The sequence below is a fragment of the Brevibacillus aydinogluensis genome (assembly GCF_961514395.1).
In the GTDB taxonomy this organism is placed as follows: domain Bacteria; phylum Bacillota; class Bacilli; order Brevibacillales; family Brevibacillaceae; genus Brevibacillus; species Brevibacillus aydinogluensis.
Genome location: NZ_OY569118.1, coordinates 1,435,821 through 1,450,351 on the forward strand (window position 1 = coordinate 1,435,821; position 14,531 = coordinate 1,450,351).

Sequence of the window (14,531 nt, forward strand, 5' to 3'; positions counted from 1 at the left end):
CTCATGGAAATTGCGATGAAATCACATGTCGGCCGCGTCCGTCAGGTCAACGAGGACTACTTTGCCTGCATCGCCGACCTGAACGGGCGCGTGCTGGCCGTGGTCGCCGACGGCATGGGCGGCCACCAGGCTGGAGATATTGCCAGCCGTCTCGCCGTTGAGCGAATTGTAAAAGAACTGCGTCATCTGGACGGCGAACTGAGCGATGAAGACGCTCGCGAGCGCTTGATGGACGCGCTCCTCATGGCCAACGAGGAAGTGTACCAATACGCCCAGCAGCATCCGGAGTGCAGCGGCATGGGGACGACGATCGTGGCCGCGCTGTTGGGAGAGACTGGAGGCGTGACGGCGCACATCGGCGACAGCCGCCTGTATCATTTCAACGCGGATGGTCTGCAGTTGAAGACGGAAGACCACTCGCTCGTGCACGAACTGATGAAAAGCGGCCAAATCACCGCCGAGGAAGCCTCGGTTCACCCTCAGCGCAACGTGTTGATGCGCGCCCTCGGCACCGAGCCGGATGTGCGCATCGATCTGGGGCAGTTCAACTGGTCGGAGGGCGACGTGGTGTTGCTGTGCTCTGACGGGTTGAGCAACAAAGTAGATCATTCGGTGATGGTGGAGTGGTTGAAGCGTCCCGTATCGCTGCAGGCACAGGTGGACGGTCTGGTCGAACACGCGCTGGACGCTGGCGGCGAGGACAACATCACATTGGTAGCCGTTCGCAACAAACCCAAGCCCGTCACCGGCAATAGAGAGGGGTGAGCGAGATGGAAGGTCAACGACTGGGGGGACGATACCAACTGGAAGCCCGCATCGGCGGGGGTGGAATGGCTATTGTATACAAGGCGAAGGATCTGGTCCTGAACCGTCAGGTAGCGGTGAAAGTGCTGCGGTCACAGTTCGGAACGGACGAAGATTTCGTCACCCGTTTCCGGCGGGAAGCGCAGGCCGTAGCCAGCTTGTCTCACCCCAATGTGGTCGGCGTGTACGACGTGGGACAGGACGGGGACACCCACTACATGGTGATGGAGTACGTGGAAGGCTCGACGCTGAAAGATCTGATCAACCGCCACGGAGCGCTTCCGGTGGAAGAGGCCGTGCGGATTGCTGCGGAAATTTGCGACGCGCTGGACCACGCCCACCAAAACCAGATCATCCACCGCGATATTAAGCCGCACAACATTCTGATCGGGAAAAACGGACGGGTGAAGGTGACCGACTTTGGCATCGCCCGTGCGGTGACGTCCACCACCATCACGCACACCAACGCCGTGCTCGGTTCGGTCCACTACTTTTCGCCGGAGCAGGCGCGCGGTGGCGTGACGGCGGAAAAGTCGGACATTTACTCACTGGGCATTGTGCTCTACGAAATGGTTACCGGCCAACTGCCGTTTTCCGGCGATTCACCGATTTCCGTCGCTTTGAAGCATTTGCAGGAACCCCTGCCCGAACCGCGTCAGGTCAATCCGAACATTCCGCAAAGCGTGGAAAACGTAATTCTCAAAGCGCTGGTCAAGGACCCGCAAATGCGCTACGCTTCCGCACGGGAAATGATGGAGGACCTGAAGACCTGCCTTCTGCCGGAGCGGCTTAACGAGGAGAAGATTCAGTTCCCGGTAGACGACGAGCAGACGAAGGTGTATCCGGCCATTACACCGGAGATGCTGGAAGCCCAGGGACGTCAGGGGCAGGCCGGGCAGCAGGAGGAGGAAAGCCCGCAGCCGCGCCGATGGTGGGTCAAACCAGCGATGTGGGTCGGGGCAATCGGCTTGTTCATGGTTCTGGCCTTTCTCGGGTTCAACCTGGTGGTAAACCTCTTCCCGTCTGTGCCCGAAGTGCAGGTGCCGCACGTGGAGGGGACGCACCGCACACTGGCAGAGGAGCGCATCCGCGAGTTCAAACTGGTTCCCAAGGTGGTCTACGAGGAGAACGACAGCGTCGAGAAGGACATCGTGATCCGGCAGGACCCGGCGCCGCCGATGCGGTTAAAGGAAAACGGCATTGTGACGATTTACGTCAGCAAAGGACAGGAAGCCGTAGAGATGCCCAATCTCGCCAACCTTAGCCGGGAGGATGCGGAAAAGGCTTTGAGGGATAAAGGGTTTGCCATTACGGACAATACCTTTGTGGAAAAAGAGGACGACAAGGTGCCGGCCGGCCATGTGATCGACCAGTCCCCGGCGGCGGGCGAGAAGGTCGTTCCCAACAAGACGGACGTGCGGGTGGAGATCAGCTCGGGACCGCCGCAGGTAACCATTCCGGACGTGCGCGGCTATAACCTGGAACAGGCCCAGATCGAGCTGTTCAAGAAGGGACTTCTGGTCGACCAGCAAAACATCAGGTATGAACCGGCCTATACGGACAAACAGGGCATTGTCATCGGCATGCCTTCGCCGTACGAGCCGAATACCCGGGTGACAAAGGGTACGGCGATTCCGCTGATCGTCAGCAACGGTCAATATCCGGCGGAAGCCCGGTTCGCCTCCCAGCCGATCTACATGGAAGTGCTGGACGGCGAGGGCGAAGTGTCGGTCAGGATTACGGTGAACGACGCGCGCGGCGACAATCAGATTGTCATCGATGAGAAGATCACCGAGAGCAAGGGTTATGACGTGCCGGTAGTGCTGTCGCCGCAGAAAAACGCTGTAATCCGAGTGTACCGCAACGGAATACCGGATTATCAGAAAATCACCATCACCTACGACAGTGTGCCATAAGCAGTTGGGGGGACATGGATGCCAGAAGGACGGATCGTGAAAGCATTAAGCGGATTCTACTACGTGGCCGACGGGGATCGCGTCTACCAGTGCCGGGCCCGGGGACTGTTCAAGAAAAAAGGGGCGAAAGTACATCCGCTCGTCGGCGACTGGGTCGTGTACGACGTCATCAGCGACAGCGAGGGGTACGTGATGGAAGTGGGCGAACGGACGAGCGAGCTGGTTCGCCCGCCCATTGCCAACGTCGATCAGGCTGTGCTCGTCTTTTCCATGGCAGAGCCGGCGTTTAGCCCGTTTTTGCTGGATAAGTTTCTCGTGCATACGGAGCACGCCGGGATCGATGCGGTGATCGTGCTGTCCAAATCGGACATCGCGGCGGACGACGACGTGGAAGCGGTCGTGCGCAAATACGAGAAGATCGGCTACCGCGTCATCCCCACGTCCACCGTGGACATGCGCGGTGTCGAGGCGCTCCGCGAAGCGCTGCGCGACTCCATCTCCGTCTTTGCCGGCCAGTCGGGCGTGGGCAAATCCTCGCTGATCAACGCCTTGTTTCCCGGCATCAGCCTGCAGACTGGCGACGTCAGCCAGAAACTGGGGCGCGGCCGGCATACGACCCGCCACGTGGAGCTGATTCCGCTGCCTGGCGGGGGGTATGTGGCGGACACCCCAGGTTTCAGTTCCCTGGAGTTTATCGGCATCGACGAGCTCGACCTGGCGGAGGCTTTCCGCGACTTTGGCGAACTCAGTGCCTCGTGCAAGTTTCGCGGCTGTCTGCACGTAAGCGAACCCGGCTGCGCCGTCCTCGCGGCACTAGATGCGGGTGAACTGGACACCGAGCGCTACCAGCACTACAAGCAATTTCGCGAGGAACTGAAAGAATACCAACGGAGGAACAAGCCATGGTAAAAATTGCACCCTCTATTCTGTCCGCTGACTTTGCCCGCCTGGGCGAAGAGATTCGGGACGTCGAACGGGGCGGCGCCGACTGGATTCACGTCGACGTGATGGACGGCCGCTTTGTTCCCAACATCACGATCGGACCGCTGATCGTGGAGGCGATTCGCCCCGTGACCAAGCTGCCGCTGGACGTGCATCTGATGATTGAAGAGCCGGACCGCTATATTCCGCAGTTTGCCAAGAGCGGCGCGGACTGGATCACTGTTCACCAGGAGGCATGTCGCCATCTGCACCGCACGCTGTACCTGATCAAGGAACAGGGGGTAAAGGCAGGGGTTGTGCTCAACCCGGCCACCCCGCTGGTGACCATCGAATCGGTGCTGGAAGATCTGGATATGGTGCTGCTGATGACCGTCAACCCCGGTTTTGGCGGCCAGAAGTTCATTCACAGCGTCGTGCCGAAAATCAAAGAACTGCGCCGGATGCTCGACGAGCGCGGACTGAATCATGTTGAAATTGAAGTAGACGGCGGTGTCAACGCGCAGACAGCCCGCCTCTGTGAGGAAGCAGGGGCCACGGTGCTCGTCGCCGGAAGCGCCGTCTTCAATCAGTCGGACCGCGCACAAGCCATCGCGGCGATTCGCGGCTGACCCACAACAGCAAAAAGCCATCCTCTTTGTGAGGATGGCTTTTGACGTTGTTGGCTACTGGCCAATGATTACCCGTTCTTTTGGATAATGGTAGCGAATCTGCCGCTCGTCCTTTTTCAGCAGGAGCAGCAGGCTGATGATTCCGATCCGGCCGATTAACATCGTGATGATCAGAATCACCCTGCCGGACGTGCTCAGTTCGGATGTAATCCCCATGGACATCCCCGTCGTTCCGAACGCCGAGCACACTTCAAAGAAGACCTGCTGGATGGGCTGCCCCTCGATCCAGACGAGCAGGACGATTGCGGCAAAGACCAGGCTGACGGCCACAAAGAAGACGAGGAAGGAGCGCATGATGTCGTCTTCCTCCAGCTCCCGGCCAAACACCTTGACGTCTTTCCGACCGCGCATGTAGGCGATGACCGTGGCGATCATGACAAAAAACGTGGTCGTCCGAATCCCGCCCCCCACACTGTTGGGAGAGGCCCCGATGAACATCAGGGCAGACAGCATGACCAGTGTGGGTGTGGACAGCACGCTGACATCCATCGTCGTCAGACCGGCGCTGCGTGTGGACAGCGATTGAAACAGCGCAAAAAAGAGCGATTCGTCCCAGCTTTTGTGCGCCAGGAATCCGTCCCATTCAAACAGCAGGAAAAACAGGGCGCCCGCCACGCTCAGGATCAGGTACGTCAGCGTGGTGATCTTGGTAAACAGCGAAAAGGTAAACCGCCGGTTGAGCCGCCGATGCGCGATGTAGTCCTTTACCTCGACCAGCACGGGAAAGCCGATCGCCCCCAGCACCATCAAGACCATGTGGATCAGCTGGAATACGTAGTCGTGGGAAAAGCCGATCAGCGAGTTTCCGTAGATGTCAAACCCGGCGTTGGTGAAGGCGCTGACCGACGCAAAAAAACCGTGAAAATAGGCCGTATACCAATCGGCGTGGTACCCTGCCGCCAGGAAGTAGCTGCCCAGCATGATGGTTCCAGCCAGCTCGATGAAGATGGCGAGCAGGAGGATGCTGCGCATCAGGGAAACGAGTCCGGCAAGCGTAGGGCGGTTGTGGTCGGTCGCGATCCATTTGCGCTGTTCCAGCCCGATTCGCTGCCGCAGAACCAGCCAGAAAAACGTTCCCAGCGTCATGATGCCAATGCCGCCGATCTGAAAAAGCAGCGTGAGCAGGAGAAGCCCCCACTGATTAAACACCTCGTGAATCGCGATCACCGTCAGGCCCGTCACGCTGATGGCACTTGACGCAGTAAACAGCGAGTCGAGAAACGTAAGCCGGGCACCCGGCTGGTGAAAGATCGGCAGCATCAACAGCAGGGTGGAAATCAGCACGGCACTCAGGTAAAAGGATACGATAATTTGTACGGAACTAAAGCGACGTCGTTTGTCGGTCACAGCCAAAGCAACTGCCTCCCGTAAAACATCATACGGACTATCATAGCGAATGGAATGGCGGATCGCAATGCCCAAAAGAGGGCGGGGGCAGCGATGATTTCGTCCCGCCCCTGCCGTGCCGGATCACACCCCTTCTGTCGCTGACGAGCAGAAAAATTGCCAATGACTGGCTGAGATCCCGTAAGTCAGGCGGTCATTACAAGGTGGTGAACAAGCGCAGCAGCAGCGCGATCCGCTGCGGAATCGCATCAATTACGATGTGTTCGTGAGGGGCGTGGGCGCCGTCGCCGACAGGTCCCAGTCCGTCCAGCACGGGCGTGCCGACCGCTGCCGCCACATTGCCGTCGCTGGTGCCGCCGACGCCGGTCTCGGTCAGGTCCAGACCCTCCAGGGCAGCCAACGAACGGGCGTGAAGAAAGAGGCGTTCCGTCTCGCTGGTCCGTTCCATCGGCAGTTTGCTGATGCTCCCCTCTACGTCCAATTCGGCGCCGGGCAAGACGGGGGAAAGCGAACGCATCAGTCGGCTGATTCGTTCCGCTTCCATCGACGTGCTGACGCGTACGTCCACGACCGCTTCCGCACAGTCCGGTACGACATTGGAGGCAATCCCGCCCTTGATCGTGCCTACAGACAGCGTGGTGCCCGCGGTGTAATCGGTCCAGGACTGGACGGTAAGGACGTGATGAGCCAACTCGGCGATGGCGTTGACGCCTGAGGCGTGGTCGTTGCCGGCGTGGGCCGCCCGTCCTTTTGCCCTCAATACGAAATTGCCGCCGCCTTTGCGGCTGGTTTTCAACGACCCGTCTCCCGCCGCAGGCTCCAGCACCAGCACGCATTTGCTCCGCTTCGCTTCCTCTTTGATCAGCGCCTCCGATGACGGGCTGCCGACCTCTTCATCCGTGTTCCAGAAAAAGACCAGTTTGCTTTCCAGCGGCAGGTGTTCTTCAATGATCGCGCGCAGGGCAAAATAGCCGAACACGATGCCCGCCTTCATGTCGTACGTACCAGGGCCCCACGCTTTGCCATCCTCGATGCGCCACGGCTCCCGGCTGAGTGTGCCGATCTCCTTGACCGTGTCATAATGGCCGAGCACGAGCACCTGCTCGCGGCCGCTTCCGTATTCCACACGCAGTTGGCTGCCGTATTCGCGCTGCGGAATCGCCTCAACGCGGCAGCCCAGCTTGCGAAAACGGTCCGAGATGTATGCCCCGAGCTTGTCGACCGCCGCCTAGTCGTGCGTGGGCGACTCCATTTCCACGTAGGTGCGCAGTTCTTCCAGCACATCCGGCAGCAGCCGTCGAAAATATTCAGTCCAATTCCTGTTCATACACGCCCTCCTCGCAACAGTTTCCACCTGCATGATACATCGCAGGGAAGAATTGTGCCAGAGCGGGCGGCTTTTTCAAGAAAAGCGGCGGGACGTCCGACCGCGGCGCAATGCGGTATCACGCTGCCTGTTGTTGTCTGATAAATAAAATTTAGTTGAAATTGTTTCGGTAATGATTAAAATAAGCATTATGATGAATAAATATAAGTTGTCGGAGAAGCAGCCGGCAGCTTGCACTTCCGCAGCCAACGATTTATGGCAAGCGAAGGTACTTTACTCACATCATATCTAGGGGGTATATCAATGAAAAAGACGTCCTTGTTTTCGCTCGCCGTCTCCACGCTGCTGGCGGTAACGGTACTGGCTGGATGTGGCACCGGCGCACAGCCTGCAGGGGAACAGCCGGCCGGACAAGCTTCCTCCGGTGAAGGAAAAACGCTGATCATGGCTACCTCGGCCGACTACAAGCCGTATGAATTCCACGACCTGTCCAGCGGCCAGGATGAGATCGTCGGCTTTGACATTGACATCGCCAAGCACATCGCCAAAGAGCTGGGCTACGAGGTGCAAATCGTCGACATGAACTTTGACGGGTTGATTCCCGCTCTGCAAAGCAACCGCGCCGACTTCGTCATGGCGGGCATGACGCCGACGCCGGAACGGCAGAAAAACGTGGACTTTTCCATCATCTACTACGACGCCAAGAACACGATTGTCGCCAAGCAAGAGAGCAAACTGACCAAGCCGGAGCAGCTGGCAGGCAAAAAAGTGGCCGTGCAGACCGGTTCCATCCAGGAAGAAGCGGCAAAGGAACTGGCCAAGACAATTCAGGGAATGGAAATTGTCTCGCTGAACAAGACCGGCGAAATCGTCGAAGAGGTGAAAACGGGCCGCGTCGATGCTGCGATCCTGGAGGACACCGTGGCCAAAGGCTACATCGACGCCAATCCGGGACTCCAGTTCACCACGATAAATGAAGCCGAAAACAACGGTTCTGCGGTGGCCTTCCCGAAAGGTTCTCCGTACGTGGAGGATTTCAACAAGGTGCTTAAACAAATGCAGGAAAACGGTGAGATGGACAAGCTGATCAAGAAGTGGTTCGGCCAATAACCGGGCCCTGACAAGGAGTAGAAAACGGGCATGTTTGATTTTCAACAGATTGTGCCCTATATCCCGTTTATCTTGAACGGGGTAAAGGTCACCTTACAGGTAACGCTCCTCGCGGTGGTGCTGGGGTTTATTTGGGGCTCGATTCTGGCGCTGATCAAGATTTCCAACGTTCGCATACTAAAATGGCTGGCGGTCGCCTACACCTCGGTGTTTCGCGGCACGCCGCTGATTTTGCAGTTGACGTTCGTCTATTTTGCGACACCGCAGATATTCGGCTATAACATTTCGAAGTTCGAGGCAGCCGTGCTCACCTTTACGCTCAACTCCGGCGCGTACATTTCAGAGACGATCCGCGCAGGGATTATGGCTGTCGACAAGGGGCAGTGGGAGGCTGCCAAGGCGCTTGGCGTGCCGTACCGGCAGATGATGATCGACATCATTCTGCCGCAGGCGCTGAAAAACATCCTGCCTGCCCTGGTGAACGAAACGATCGCGTTGTTGAAGGAATCGGCGCTGGTCTCCACGATCGGGCTGGCCGATATCATGCAGAACGCCAACATTGTGAAGGGAACAATCTTCCGCTACTTCGAGCCGTACCTGATTGCCGGTGCGCTGTACTACGTAATGGTCATGCTGCTCACCTGGCTTGCGCACGGTCTGGAGAGGAGGCTCAGACGCAGTGATTAAGATTCAAAACGTAAGCAAGTCGTTCGGATCGCTTGACGTCCTGCACGACATCTCCACCGAGATCGGCCGCGGCGACGTGGTGGCGATCATCGGTCCGTCAGGGTCGGGGAAATCGACGCTGCTGCGCTGCATCAATCTGCTGGAGACCCCGACAAAGGGCAGCATCTTCATCGACGGGGACGAGATTACCGCCCCCAAAGCGGACGTGATGAAGATTCGGCAAAAAATCGGCATGGTGTTTCAGCACTTTTACCTCTTCCCGCACATGACCGTGCTGGACAACCTGACGTACGCGCCGGTCAAGGTGAAGGGCGTGACCAAGGAGGCAGCCGAAGCCAAGGCCCGGGAACTGCTGGCCCGCGTCGGCCTCTCCGACAAGGCCGACGTCTTTCCGGCGCGGCTGTCCGGCGGGCAGAAGCAGCGCGTGGCCATCGCCCGGTCACTGGCAATGGAGCCGGAGATCATGCTGTTTGACGAACCTACCTCGGCACTCGACCCGGAGATGGTCAAGGAGGTGCTGGAGGTTATGAAAGGGTTGGCAGAGTCCGGCATGACGATGGCGATCGTCACGCACGAGATGAACTTCGCCCGGGAAGTGGCCGACCGTATCTGTTTCCTCGACGGGGGACGGCTGGTGGAGGAGGCGCCGCCGGAGGAGTTTTTCACCAGTCCGCGCAGCGAGCGGGCCAAACAGTTTTTGGAAAAAATGCTGTGAGGACGCAGTCCTGAGCAAAATCGTGTATACGACATTGCCATCGCTTGCGGGCAACGCAGCAGGGCACACCATGAGGCAAGGAATGAAGCCGCGGATAGTTCCGCGGCTTTTTTTCTCTTCATTTTGACAGACAGGACAGCTTCCGTTAGAATGAGCACAGCCGCTCTTTGGCTGTCGTTCTTATCATTGGTATTTCGGGTAAAGGAGTGAATGCGCATGGCTCGACAACGACTGCTCGTCATGCTGGAAATGGCAATGATGGCAGCGCTTGCGGTTGTGTTCAGCGAAATCAAGGTGTTTGAAATGCCGCAGGGAGGGTCCGTCTCCCTGGTGATGGTGCCGATCGCCCTCATCGCGGTGCGGCGTGGAATTCTGCCGGGCGTGGTCACCGGTTTGATCGTCGGGCTGCTGCAGCTGCTGCTGGGGGGCACGATTGTTGCGCCCATTCAGGTGCTGCTCGACTACCCGCTGGCGTTTGCCGCCCTGGGACTGTCCGGCATGATCCCGCTGTCCGGTCTGCAGGGGACGTCGCGACGGATTGCGGTGCTGTGGAGCGCCCTGTTCGTCGGCGTGGTCGGACGGTTTGTCTGCCACTTTATCTCCGGCGTCGTCTGGTTCGGTCAATACGCGCCGGAGGGGATGCCGGTCGCGCTCTACTCGTTCGTCTACAACATCACCTACTTGCTGCCGGAAATGATCATTGCCGGCATCGTGCTGACGGTGGTGCTGACCAGCGCGCCGCACCTGCTGTTCTCGGCTGGGGGACGGAAGCGCATCGCGTAGCGGGACGCAAAAGATTCAGACAGGGGGCGGCTGCCGTCTCGGCAGGCGGCGTGCCGCACCCATTTTCTCGTCTACGGGGAAAATGGGGTCATATCAGCGGAGCCATCCGCATATGGTATTCAGGCAGCAGCACGTTGCCTGAATTTTTTATTAGTCGACACCGGGAGACGCATGTTTGCCCCGCGGTGGAATATAATGTAATATGCACGTTTGAACAATACACCTGAAGGAGGTGCGGCAGTAAATGGGATTGCGCTCCTTTCGCCTGCGACAGGGGGGCGCCTTGCGACGTGTTCTCGGGGTTGCGTTGGCTGTCGGAGGGATCACCATTTTTCTGTACACGGCACCTCCGTGGGTTTGGTATACCCTGTTGGGATTGGGCCTCGTGGGAGCTGGCTGGTATCTGTATCACGTGAAGTAATTTCGGTAAGGAGGGGTACGCATGCGGTTTTACACCATCAAGTTGCCGAAGTTCTTGGGTGGCATGATTCGCGCCGTCATTGAGGCGTTCAACCGGAAAAAGTGACGGCGGCATCGCTGTGCACAACATCTGATCCCGCCCTCGGAAGAAGCCGGTCTTCCCGGGGAAGCTGTTCTCATGCAGGGGAGACCGGAAGCGGGCGCGCGTGGCGGTACGTCAGCCGTTTCCGGGATGTTTCGCAAAGCGATCGAGGCGCGAGCAGGCAGCGCCCCGTGTTCAGGGGAAGGAAAAACAGCAGGGAAAATGCAAAAAAGCACCTCGCGGGTGCTTTTTTTCGCGTTGTCTCGAATCGCGTTACACGCGGGTAACGAGACCGGATTTCAGCGCTCGGGTGCTGACGTAAACGCGCTTCGGTTTACCATCTACGAGAATGCGCACTTTTTGAACGTTAACACCCCATTTGCGGCGAGTAGCACGCATGGAGTGGGAGCGAGCGTTTCCAGCTTTGCCAGACTTGCCAGTTACAAAGCAACGACGTGCCATTGCGATCCACCTCCCTTAGCTGCATATAAACGGGATACCCGGTGTGAGAAATACAAACACTTGCTTATAGTAGCACACCCCCCTGTCAATTGCAATACTTGACATGGAAATGCCCGTTTTCCGCTTTTCCCCGGAGTGTCCGTCAAAACGCTTCATTTCTCGCTTTTCATGGTGTAGAATTGGGAAGAGCATGGTAATACGTGCCTGACTAGAACGGTGACGCCGTTAAAAGGAGGAGTCCTTGCATGACAGTGGAATTGAGCACACCTCTGGGGAAAGTGAACGTTGCAGAAGAAGTGATTGCGCGGATTGCCGGGGGCGCCGCCATGGAAGTGTTCGGCCTCGTCGGCATGGCTTCCCGGAAGGCGCTGAAAGATGGTATTGCCGAACTGTTGGGGCGGGACAATCTGAGCAAGGGCGTCGTTGTCCACAACCAGAACGGTGAAGTGGTATTGGACATGCATATCATCGTCAGCTACGGCGTGAAGATTTCCGAAGTGGCCGGGAACGTGCAGCGGCGCGTACGGTACACGCTGGAACAGTTGGTTGGCGTCGATTTGGCTGCGATAAATATCTATGTACAGGGAGTACGTACAGACAGGGATACGTAAGGAGGAACATCAGTTGGTACATACGCGTCTCGATGGCGTGCTGTTTAGCCGGATGGTTCATTTCGGGGCCAGGCTGCTGTCAAGCAACGCCAAAGTGGTGGATGGATTAAACGTCTTTCCGGTGCCGGACGGCGATACGGGGACTAACATGAATTTGACACTCATGTCAGGAGTGGAGGAACTGTCGCGCCGGGAATCGGTGTCGATCGGAGAGGCGGCCGCCGCTCTGGCGAGAGGGCTTTTGATGGGCGCTCGGGGGAACTCCGGGGTCATTCTGTCCCAGCTGTTCCGCGGATTCAGCAAAGCGGTCAGCGGTAAGGACGTGATCAGCGCCCGACAATTCGCCGAGGCGTTGAAAGCCGGGGTTGATTCCGCCTATCAGGCAGTCATGAAGCCGGTGGAAGGGACCATTTTGACCGTTGCCCGCGAGGCAGCGGAGAAAGCCGTTTACACGGCGCGCGCCACAGACGACGTATTGGTGGTCATGGAAAAGACCTACGAACAGGCGCAGGCTGCACTGCTGCGCACACCGGACATGCTGCCGGTACTAAAGGAAGTAGGAGTTGTCGACTCGGGGGGACAAGGGCTGCTGTTTGTTTACGAGGGATTCCTTCGCGCCCTGCGCGGCGAGACGTCGGACGAGCGTGCGGCAGAGGCGAAGCAATCCGCAGCCAAGGTCGATCTGGACGAACTGGTGCACGAGCAGCACAGCGCGCAGGTGCACCTGAAAACAGAGGACATCACCTACGGCTATTGCACGGAGTTCATGATCCGGCTGGTCAACAGCACGGAACCAAACAAAAAGCCGTTTTCGGAAACGGTTTTTCGCCATCATCTGGACCAGATGGGCGATTCCTTGCTGGTCATCTCTGACGACGAACTGGTCAAGGTACATATACACGCCGAACACCCGGGCAGCGTGCTGGAGTACGCCCAGCAGTTTGGCAGCCTGCATCGGATCAAGATCGAAAACATGCGGGAACAGCACGCCAACATCCTCCGTGAAGAGGAGAAAAAGGGGAGTGAGGCGAAAGCCCAGCCAATGGAACCGCTTCCTTACGGTCTGATTGCCGTCGCCGCCGGAGACGGTATTGCCGAGATATACCGCAGCATGGGCGTTCATGTCGTGGTCGAAGGCGGTCAGACGATGAACCCCAGCACGGAAGACTTCGTCAAGGCAGTGGAAGGATTGGACGCCAAGCAGGTGATCATCCTGCCAAACAACAGCAATATCGTCATGGCCGCCCAGCAGGCTGCCGCGCTGGCGGATAAGCCGGTGACCGTGATTCCGAGCAAGAGCATTCCCCAAGGGATGGCCGCACTGGTGGCGTTCAACGCGGGAGCAGACCTGGAAACCAACACCCAGGCGATGACGGCCGCCATCGGCCAGGTCAAGACCGGGCTGGTCACGCGCGCCGTGCGCGACACCCGGATGGGCGATGTGGAGATCAAGGAAGGCGATTTTATCGGCATCGCCGAAAAGGAAATCGTCACCGCCGGCACCGATCTGCTGGAGAGCGCCAAGGCGCTTTTGAACTGTCTCGTTGACGAAGAGACGGGCATCGTCACCATTTTTCTGGGCGAAGGAGTTGAGGAGGAGCAGGCTGAAGCACTTCAGGAGGTGCTGGCTGAAGCACATCCGGACGTGGAAGTGGAAATCCTCGCCGGCGGCCAGCCGCTCTATCCGTTCATCTTTTCCGTGGAATAAGCGCAGCCGTGTGCTGTGAGAGGAGTTTTGCGCAACATGTCTATTGTGATTTTGACCGACAGTGCATCGGACATCGATCAATCGCTGCGCGAGTCTCTCGGGATCGTGTCCGTGCCGCTCAAGGTGATGTTTGGCGAGGAGACCTACACGGACGGGGTCACCATTACCGCTTCCGCTTTTTACGATAAGCTGAAACAGTCCGAGACGCTGCCGACCACATCGCAGCCGTCGCCGCTCGATTTCGCGGAGGCGTACAGGGCGATCATCGACCAGCACGGCAAAGACGTCCAGATTATCGCCATCATGCTGTCCGGCGCAATGTCCGGCACGTACCAGTCCGCGCTGATTGCCCGGTCGATGCTGGAGGAACAGGTGGACATCACGGTGATCGATTCCCGCAAGGCGTCGTTTGTCTACGGCATGATCTGCGTGGAAGCGGCTCGGGCGGCCCGGGAAGGGAAGACCAAGCAGCAGATCCTGGACATGATCGATCACTTTTTACATGAAGTCCGGGTCTACTTCATCGTTGACACGTTGGAGTACCTGCAAAAAGGCGGCCGGATCGGCAAGGCGTCGGCGCTGATCGGCTCGCTGTTAAACATCAAGCCAATCCTCACGCTGGACGAGGCGGGATACGTCGCTCCGTTCGACAAGGTGAGGGGAACGAAAAAGGCGCTGGCACGCGTCTTGGAGGCGCTGAAGGAGTACGCGGGCGACGATCCGGTCAAGATGGCCGTACTGCACAGTGCGATTCCCGACGATGCGGCGGACCTGTTGGCGCGGGTCAAGCAGGAGTTCAACGTGGCCGAAGCCTACCTGCAGCAAATCGGCCCGATCGTCGGCACGCACGCGGGACCGGGTCTGTTAGGCGTCATGATGATAAAAGCGTAAAGGTGACAGCCTCCCTGAACGATACAGGGAGGTTTTTCACTTTTCATTTATGTAGCGC

At 58.2% G+C, this 14,531-nt stretch carries 15 protein-coding genes; 12 read left to right on the forward strand and 3 right to left on the reverse strand.

Annotated features, from left to right (window positions below; translation table 11 throughout):
• The first annotated feature begins 3 nt into the window (after positions 1–3).
• Genes Q7F15_RS07045 through rpe form a run of 4 tightly spaced genes read left to right on the forward strand, consistent with a single transcriptional unit; the run spans position 4 to position 4,270 of the window.
• Positions 4–765 carry a Stp1/IreP family PP2C-type Ser/Thr phosphatase gene (locus Q7F15_RS07045; RefSeq protein ID WP_212131880.1) on the forward strand — a complete coding sequence of 254 codons (762 nt, stop codon included), beginning with the start codon at positions 4–6 and terminating at the stop codon, positions 763–765.
• A 5-nt stretch (positions 766–770) separates the two neighbouring features.
• On the forward strand, positions 771–2,720 hold the full coding sequence (gene pknB, locus Q7F15_RS07050) for a Stk1 family PASTA domain-containing Ser/Thr kinase (RefSeq protein ID WP_171564285.1): 1,950 nt from the start codon (positions 771–773) through the stop codon (positions 2,718–2,720).
• An 18-nt stretch (positions 2,721–2,738) separates the two neighbouring features.
• Positions 2,739–3,629 (forward strand): ribosome small subunit-dependent GTPase A, encoded by an 891-nt coding sequence (gene rsgA, locus Q7F15_RS07055; protein ID WP_212131881.1) that lies wholly within the window; start codon positions 2,739–2,741, stop codon positions 3,627–3,629.
• Entirely contained in the window at positions 3,623–4,270 is a 648-nt protein-coding gene (rpe, locus tag Q7F15_RS07060) for a ribulose-phosphate 3-epimerase (protein ID WP_304415300.1), read from the forward strand. Before rsgA ends, rpe begins: the two co-directional genes overlap by 7 nt.
• 54 nt (positions 4,271–4,324) lie before the next feature.
• On the opposite strand, the gene Q7F15_RS07065 is transcribed toward rpe, so the two are convergent.
• On the reverse strand, positions 4,325–5,683 hold the full coding sequence (locus tag Q7F15_RS07065) for a TrkH family potassium uptake protein (RefSeq protein WP_212131882.1): 1,359 nt from the start codon (positions 5,681–5,683) through the stop codon (positions 4,325–4,327).
• A gap of 190 nt (positions 5,684–5,873) precedes the next feature.
• On the reverse strand, positions 5,874–6,803 hold the full coding sequence (locus Q7F15_RS07070) for a M20 family metallopeptidase (protein WP_304415301.1): 930 nt from the start codon (positions 6,801–6,803) through the stop codon (positions 5,874–5,876).
• Between the two features lie 504 nt (positions 6,804–7,307).
• On the opposite strand from Q7F15_RS07070, the gene Q7F15_RS07075 reads away from it, so the two are divergent.
• From Q7F15_RS07075 to spoVM, 5 genes are all read left to right on the forward strand, one after another.
• The gene (locus Q7F15_RS07075) at positions 7,308–8,114 is read left to right on the forward strand and encodes a transporter substrate-binding domain-containing protein (protein ID WP_216369219.1); all 807 of its coding nucleotides are present in this window, start codon (positions 7,308–7,310) and stop codon (positions 8,112–8,114) included.
• Positions 8,115–8,144: 30 nt separating this feature from the next.
• Positions 8,145–8,801, forward strand: a complete 657-nt coding sequence (locus tag Q7F15_RS07080) for an amino acid ABC transporter permease (protein ID WP_212131884.1) — start codon at positions 8,145–8,147, stop codon at positions 8,799–8,801.
• Positions 8,794–9,516: an amino acid ABC transporter ATP-binding protein gene (locus Q7F15_RS07085; RefSeq protein WP_171564280.1), complete on the forward strand. Its 723-nt coding sequence runs from the start codon at positions 8,794–8,796 to the stop codon at positions 9,514–9,516. The genes Q7F15_RS07080 and Q7F15_RS07085 overlap by 8 nt, the downstream gene beginning before the upstream one ends.
• 216 nt (positions 9,517–9,732) lie before the next feature.
• Positions 9,733–10,299 (forward strand): energy-coupled thiamine transporter ThiT, encoded by a 567-nt coding sequence (gene thiT, locus Q7F15_RS07090; protein ID WP_230077136.1) that lies wholly within the window; start codon positions 9,733–9,735, stop codon positions 10,297–10,299.
• A 442-nt stretch (positions 10,300–10,741) separates the two neighbouring features.
• A complete protein-coding gene (gene spoVM, locus Q7F15_RS07095; RefSeq protein WP_035286689.1) occupies positions 10,742–10,825 on the forward strand; it encodes a stage V sporulation protein SpoVM in 84 nt (27 codons plus the stop codon).
• A 249-nt stretch (positions 10,826–11,074) separates the two neighbouring features.
• Here spoVM and rpmB read toward each other — a convergent pair whose 3' ends face one another.
• A complete protein-coding gene (gene rpmB / locus Q7F15_RS07100; RefSeq protein ID WP_081656570.1) occupies positions 11,075–11,263 on the reverse strand; it encodes a 50S ribosomal protein L28 in 189 nt (62 codons plus the stop codon).
• A 245-nt stretch (positions 11,264–11,508) separates the two neighbouring features.
• Between rpmB and Q7F15_RS07105 the strand changes: the two genes are divergently transcribed.
• The 3 genes from Q7F15_RS07105 to Q7F15_RS07115 are packed head-to-tail and all read left to right on the forward strand — an operon-like array spanning position 11,509 to position 14,473.
• Positions 11,509–11,874, forward strand: coding sequence for an Asp23/Gls24 family envelope stress response protein (locus tag Q7F15_RS07105; RefSeq protein ID WP_171564277.1), 366 nt, complete (start codon positions 11,509–11,511; stop codon positions 11,872–11,874).
• Positions 11,875–11,887: 13 nt separating this feature from the next.
• The gene (locus tag Q7F15_RS07110) at positions 11,888–13,582 is read left to right on the forward strand and encodes a DAK2 domain-containing protein (RefSeq protein ID WP_304415302.1); all 1,695 of its coding nucleotides are present in this window, start codon (positions 11,888–11,890) and stop codon (positions 13,580–13,582) included.
• A 36-nt stretch (positions 13,583–13,618) separates the two neighbouring features.
• Positions 13,619–14,473, forward strand: coding sequence for a DegV family protein (locus Q7F15_RS07115; RefSeq protein WP_171564275.1), 855 nt, complete (start codon positions 13,619–13,621; stop codon positions 14,471–14,473).
• Positions 14,474–14,531 lie beyond the last annotated feature (58 nt).

Coding starts and splice junctions, on each gene's coding strand:
- Q7F15_RS07045 (WP_212131880.1), top strand. CDS start 4: ATGGAAATTGCGATGAAATCACATGTCGGCCGCGTCCGTCAGGTCAAC.
- pknB (WP_171564285.1), top strand. CDS start 771: ATGGAAGGTCAACGACTGGGGGGACGATACCAACTGGAAGCCCGCATC.
- rsgA (WP_212131881.1), top strand. CDS start 2,739: ATGCCAGAAGGACGGATCGTGAAAGCATTAAGCGGATTCTACTACGTG.
- rpe (WP_304415300.1), top strand. CDS start 3,623: ATGGTAAAAATTGCACCCTCTATTCTGTCCGCTGACTTTGCCCGCCTG.
- Q7F15_RS07075 (WP_216369219.1), top strand. CDS start 7,308: ATGAAAAAGACGTCCTTGTTTTCGCTCGCCGTCTCCACGCTGCTGGCG.
- Q7F15_RS07080 (WP_212131884.1), top strand. CDS start 8,145: ATGTTTGATTTTCAACAGATTGTGCCCTATATCCCGTTTATCTTGAAC.
- thiT (WP_230077136.1), top strand. CDS start 9,733: ATGGCTCGACAACGACTGCTCGTCATGCTGGAAATGGCAATGATGGCA.
- spoVM (WP_035286689.1), top strand. CDS start 10,742: ATGCGGTTTTACACCATCAAGTTGCCGAAGTTCTTGGGTGGCATGATT.
- rpmB (WP_081656570.1), bottom strand. CDS start 11,263: ATGGCACGTCGTTGCTTTGTAACTGGCAAGTCTGGCAAAGCTGGAAAC.
- Q7F15_RS07105 (WP_171564277.1), top strand. CDS start 11,509: ATGACAGTGGAATTGAGCACACCTCTGGGGAAAGTGAACGTTGCAGAA.
- Q7F15_RS07115 (WP_171564275.1), top strand. CDS start 13,619: ATGTCTATTGTGATTTTGACCGACAGTGCATCGGACATCGATCAATCG.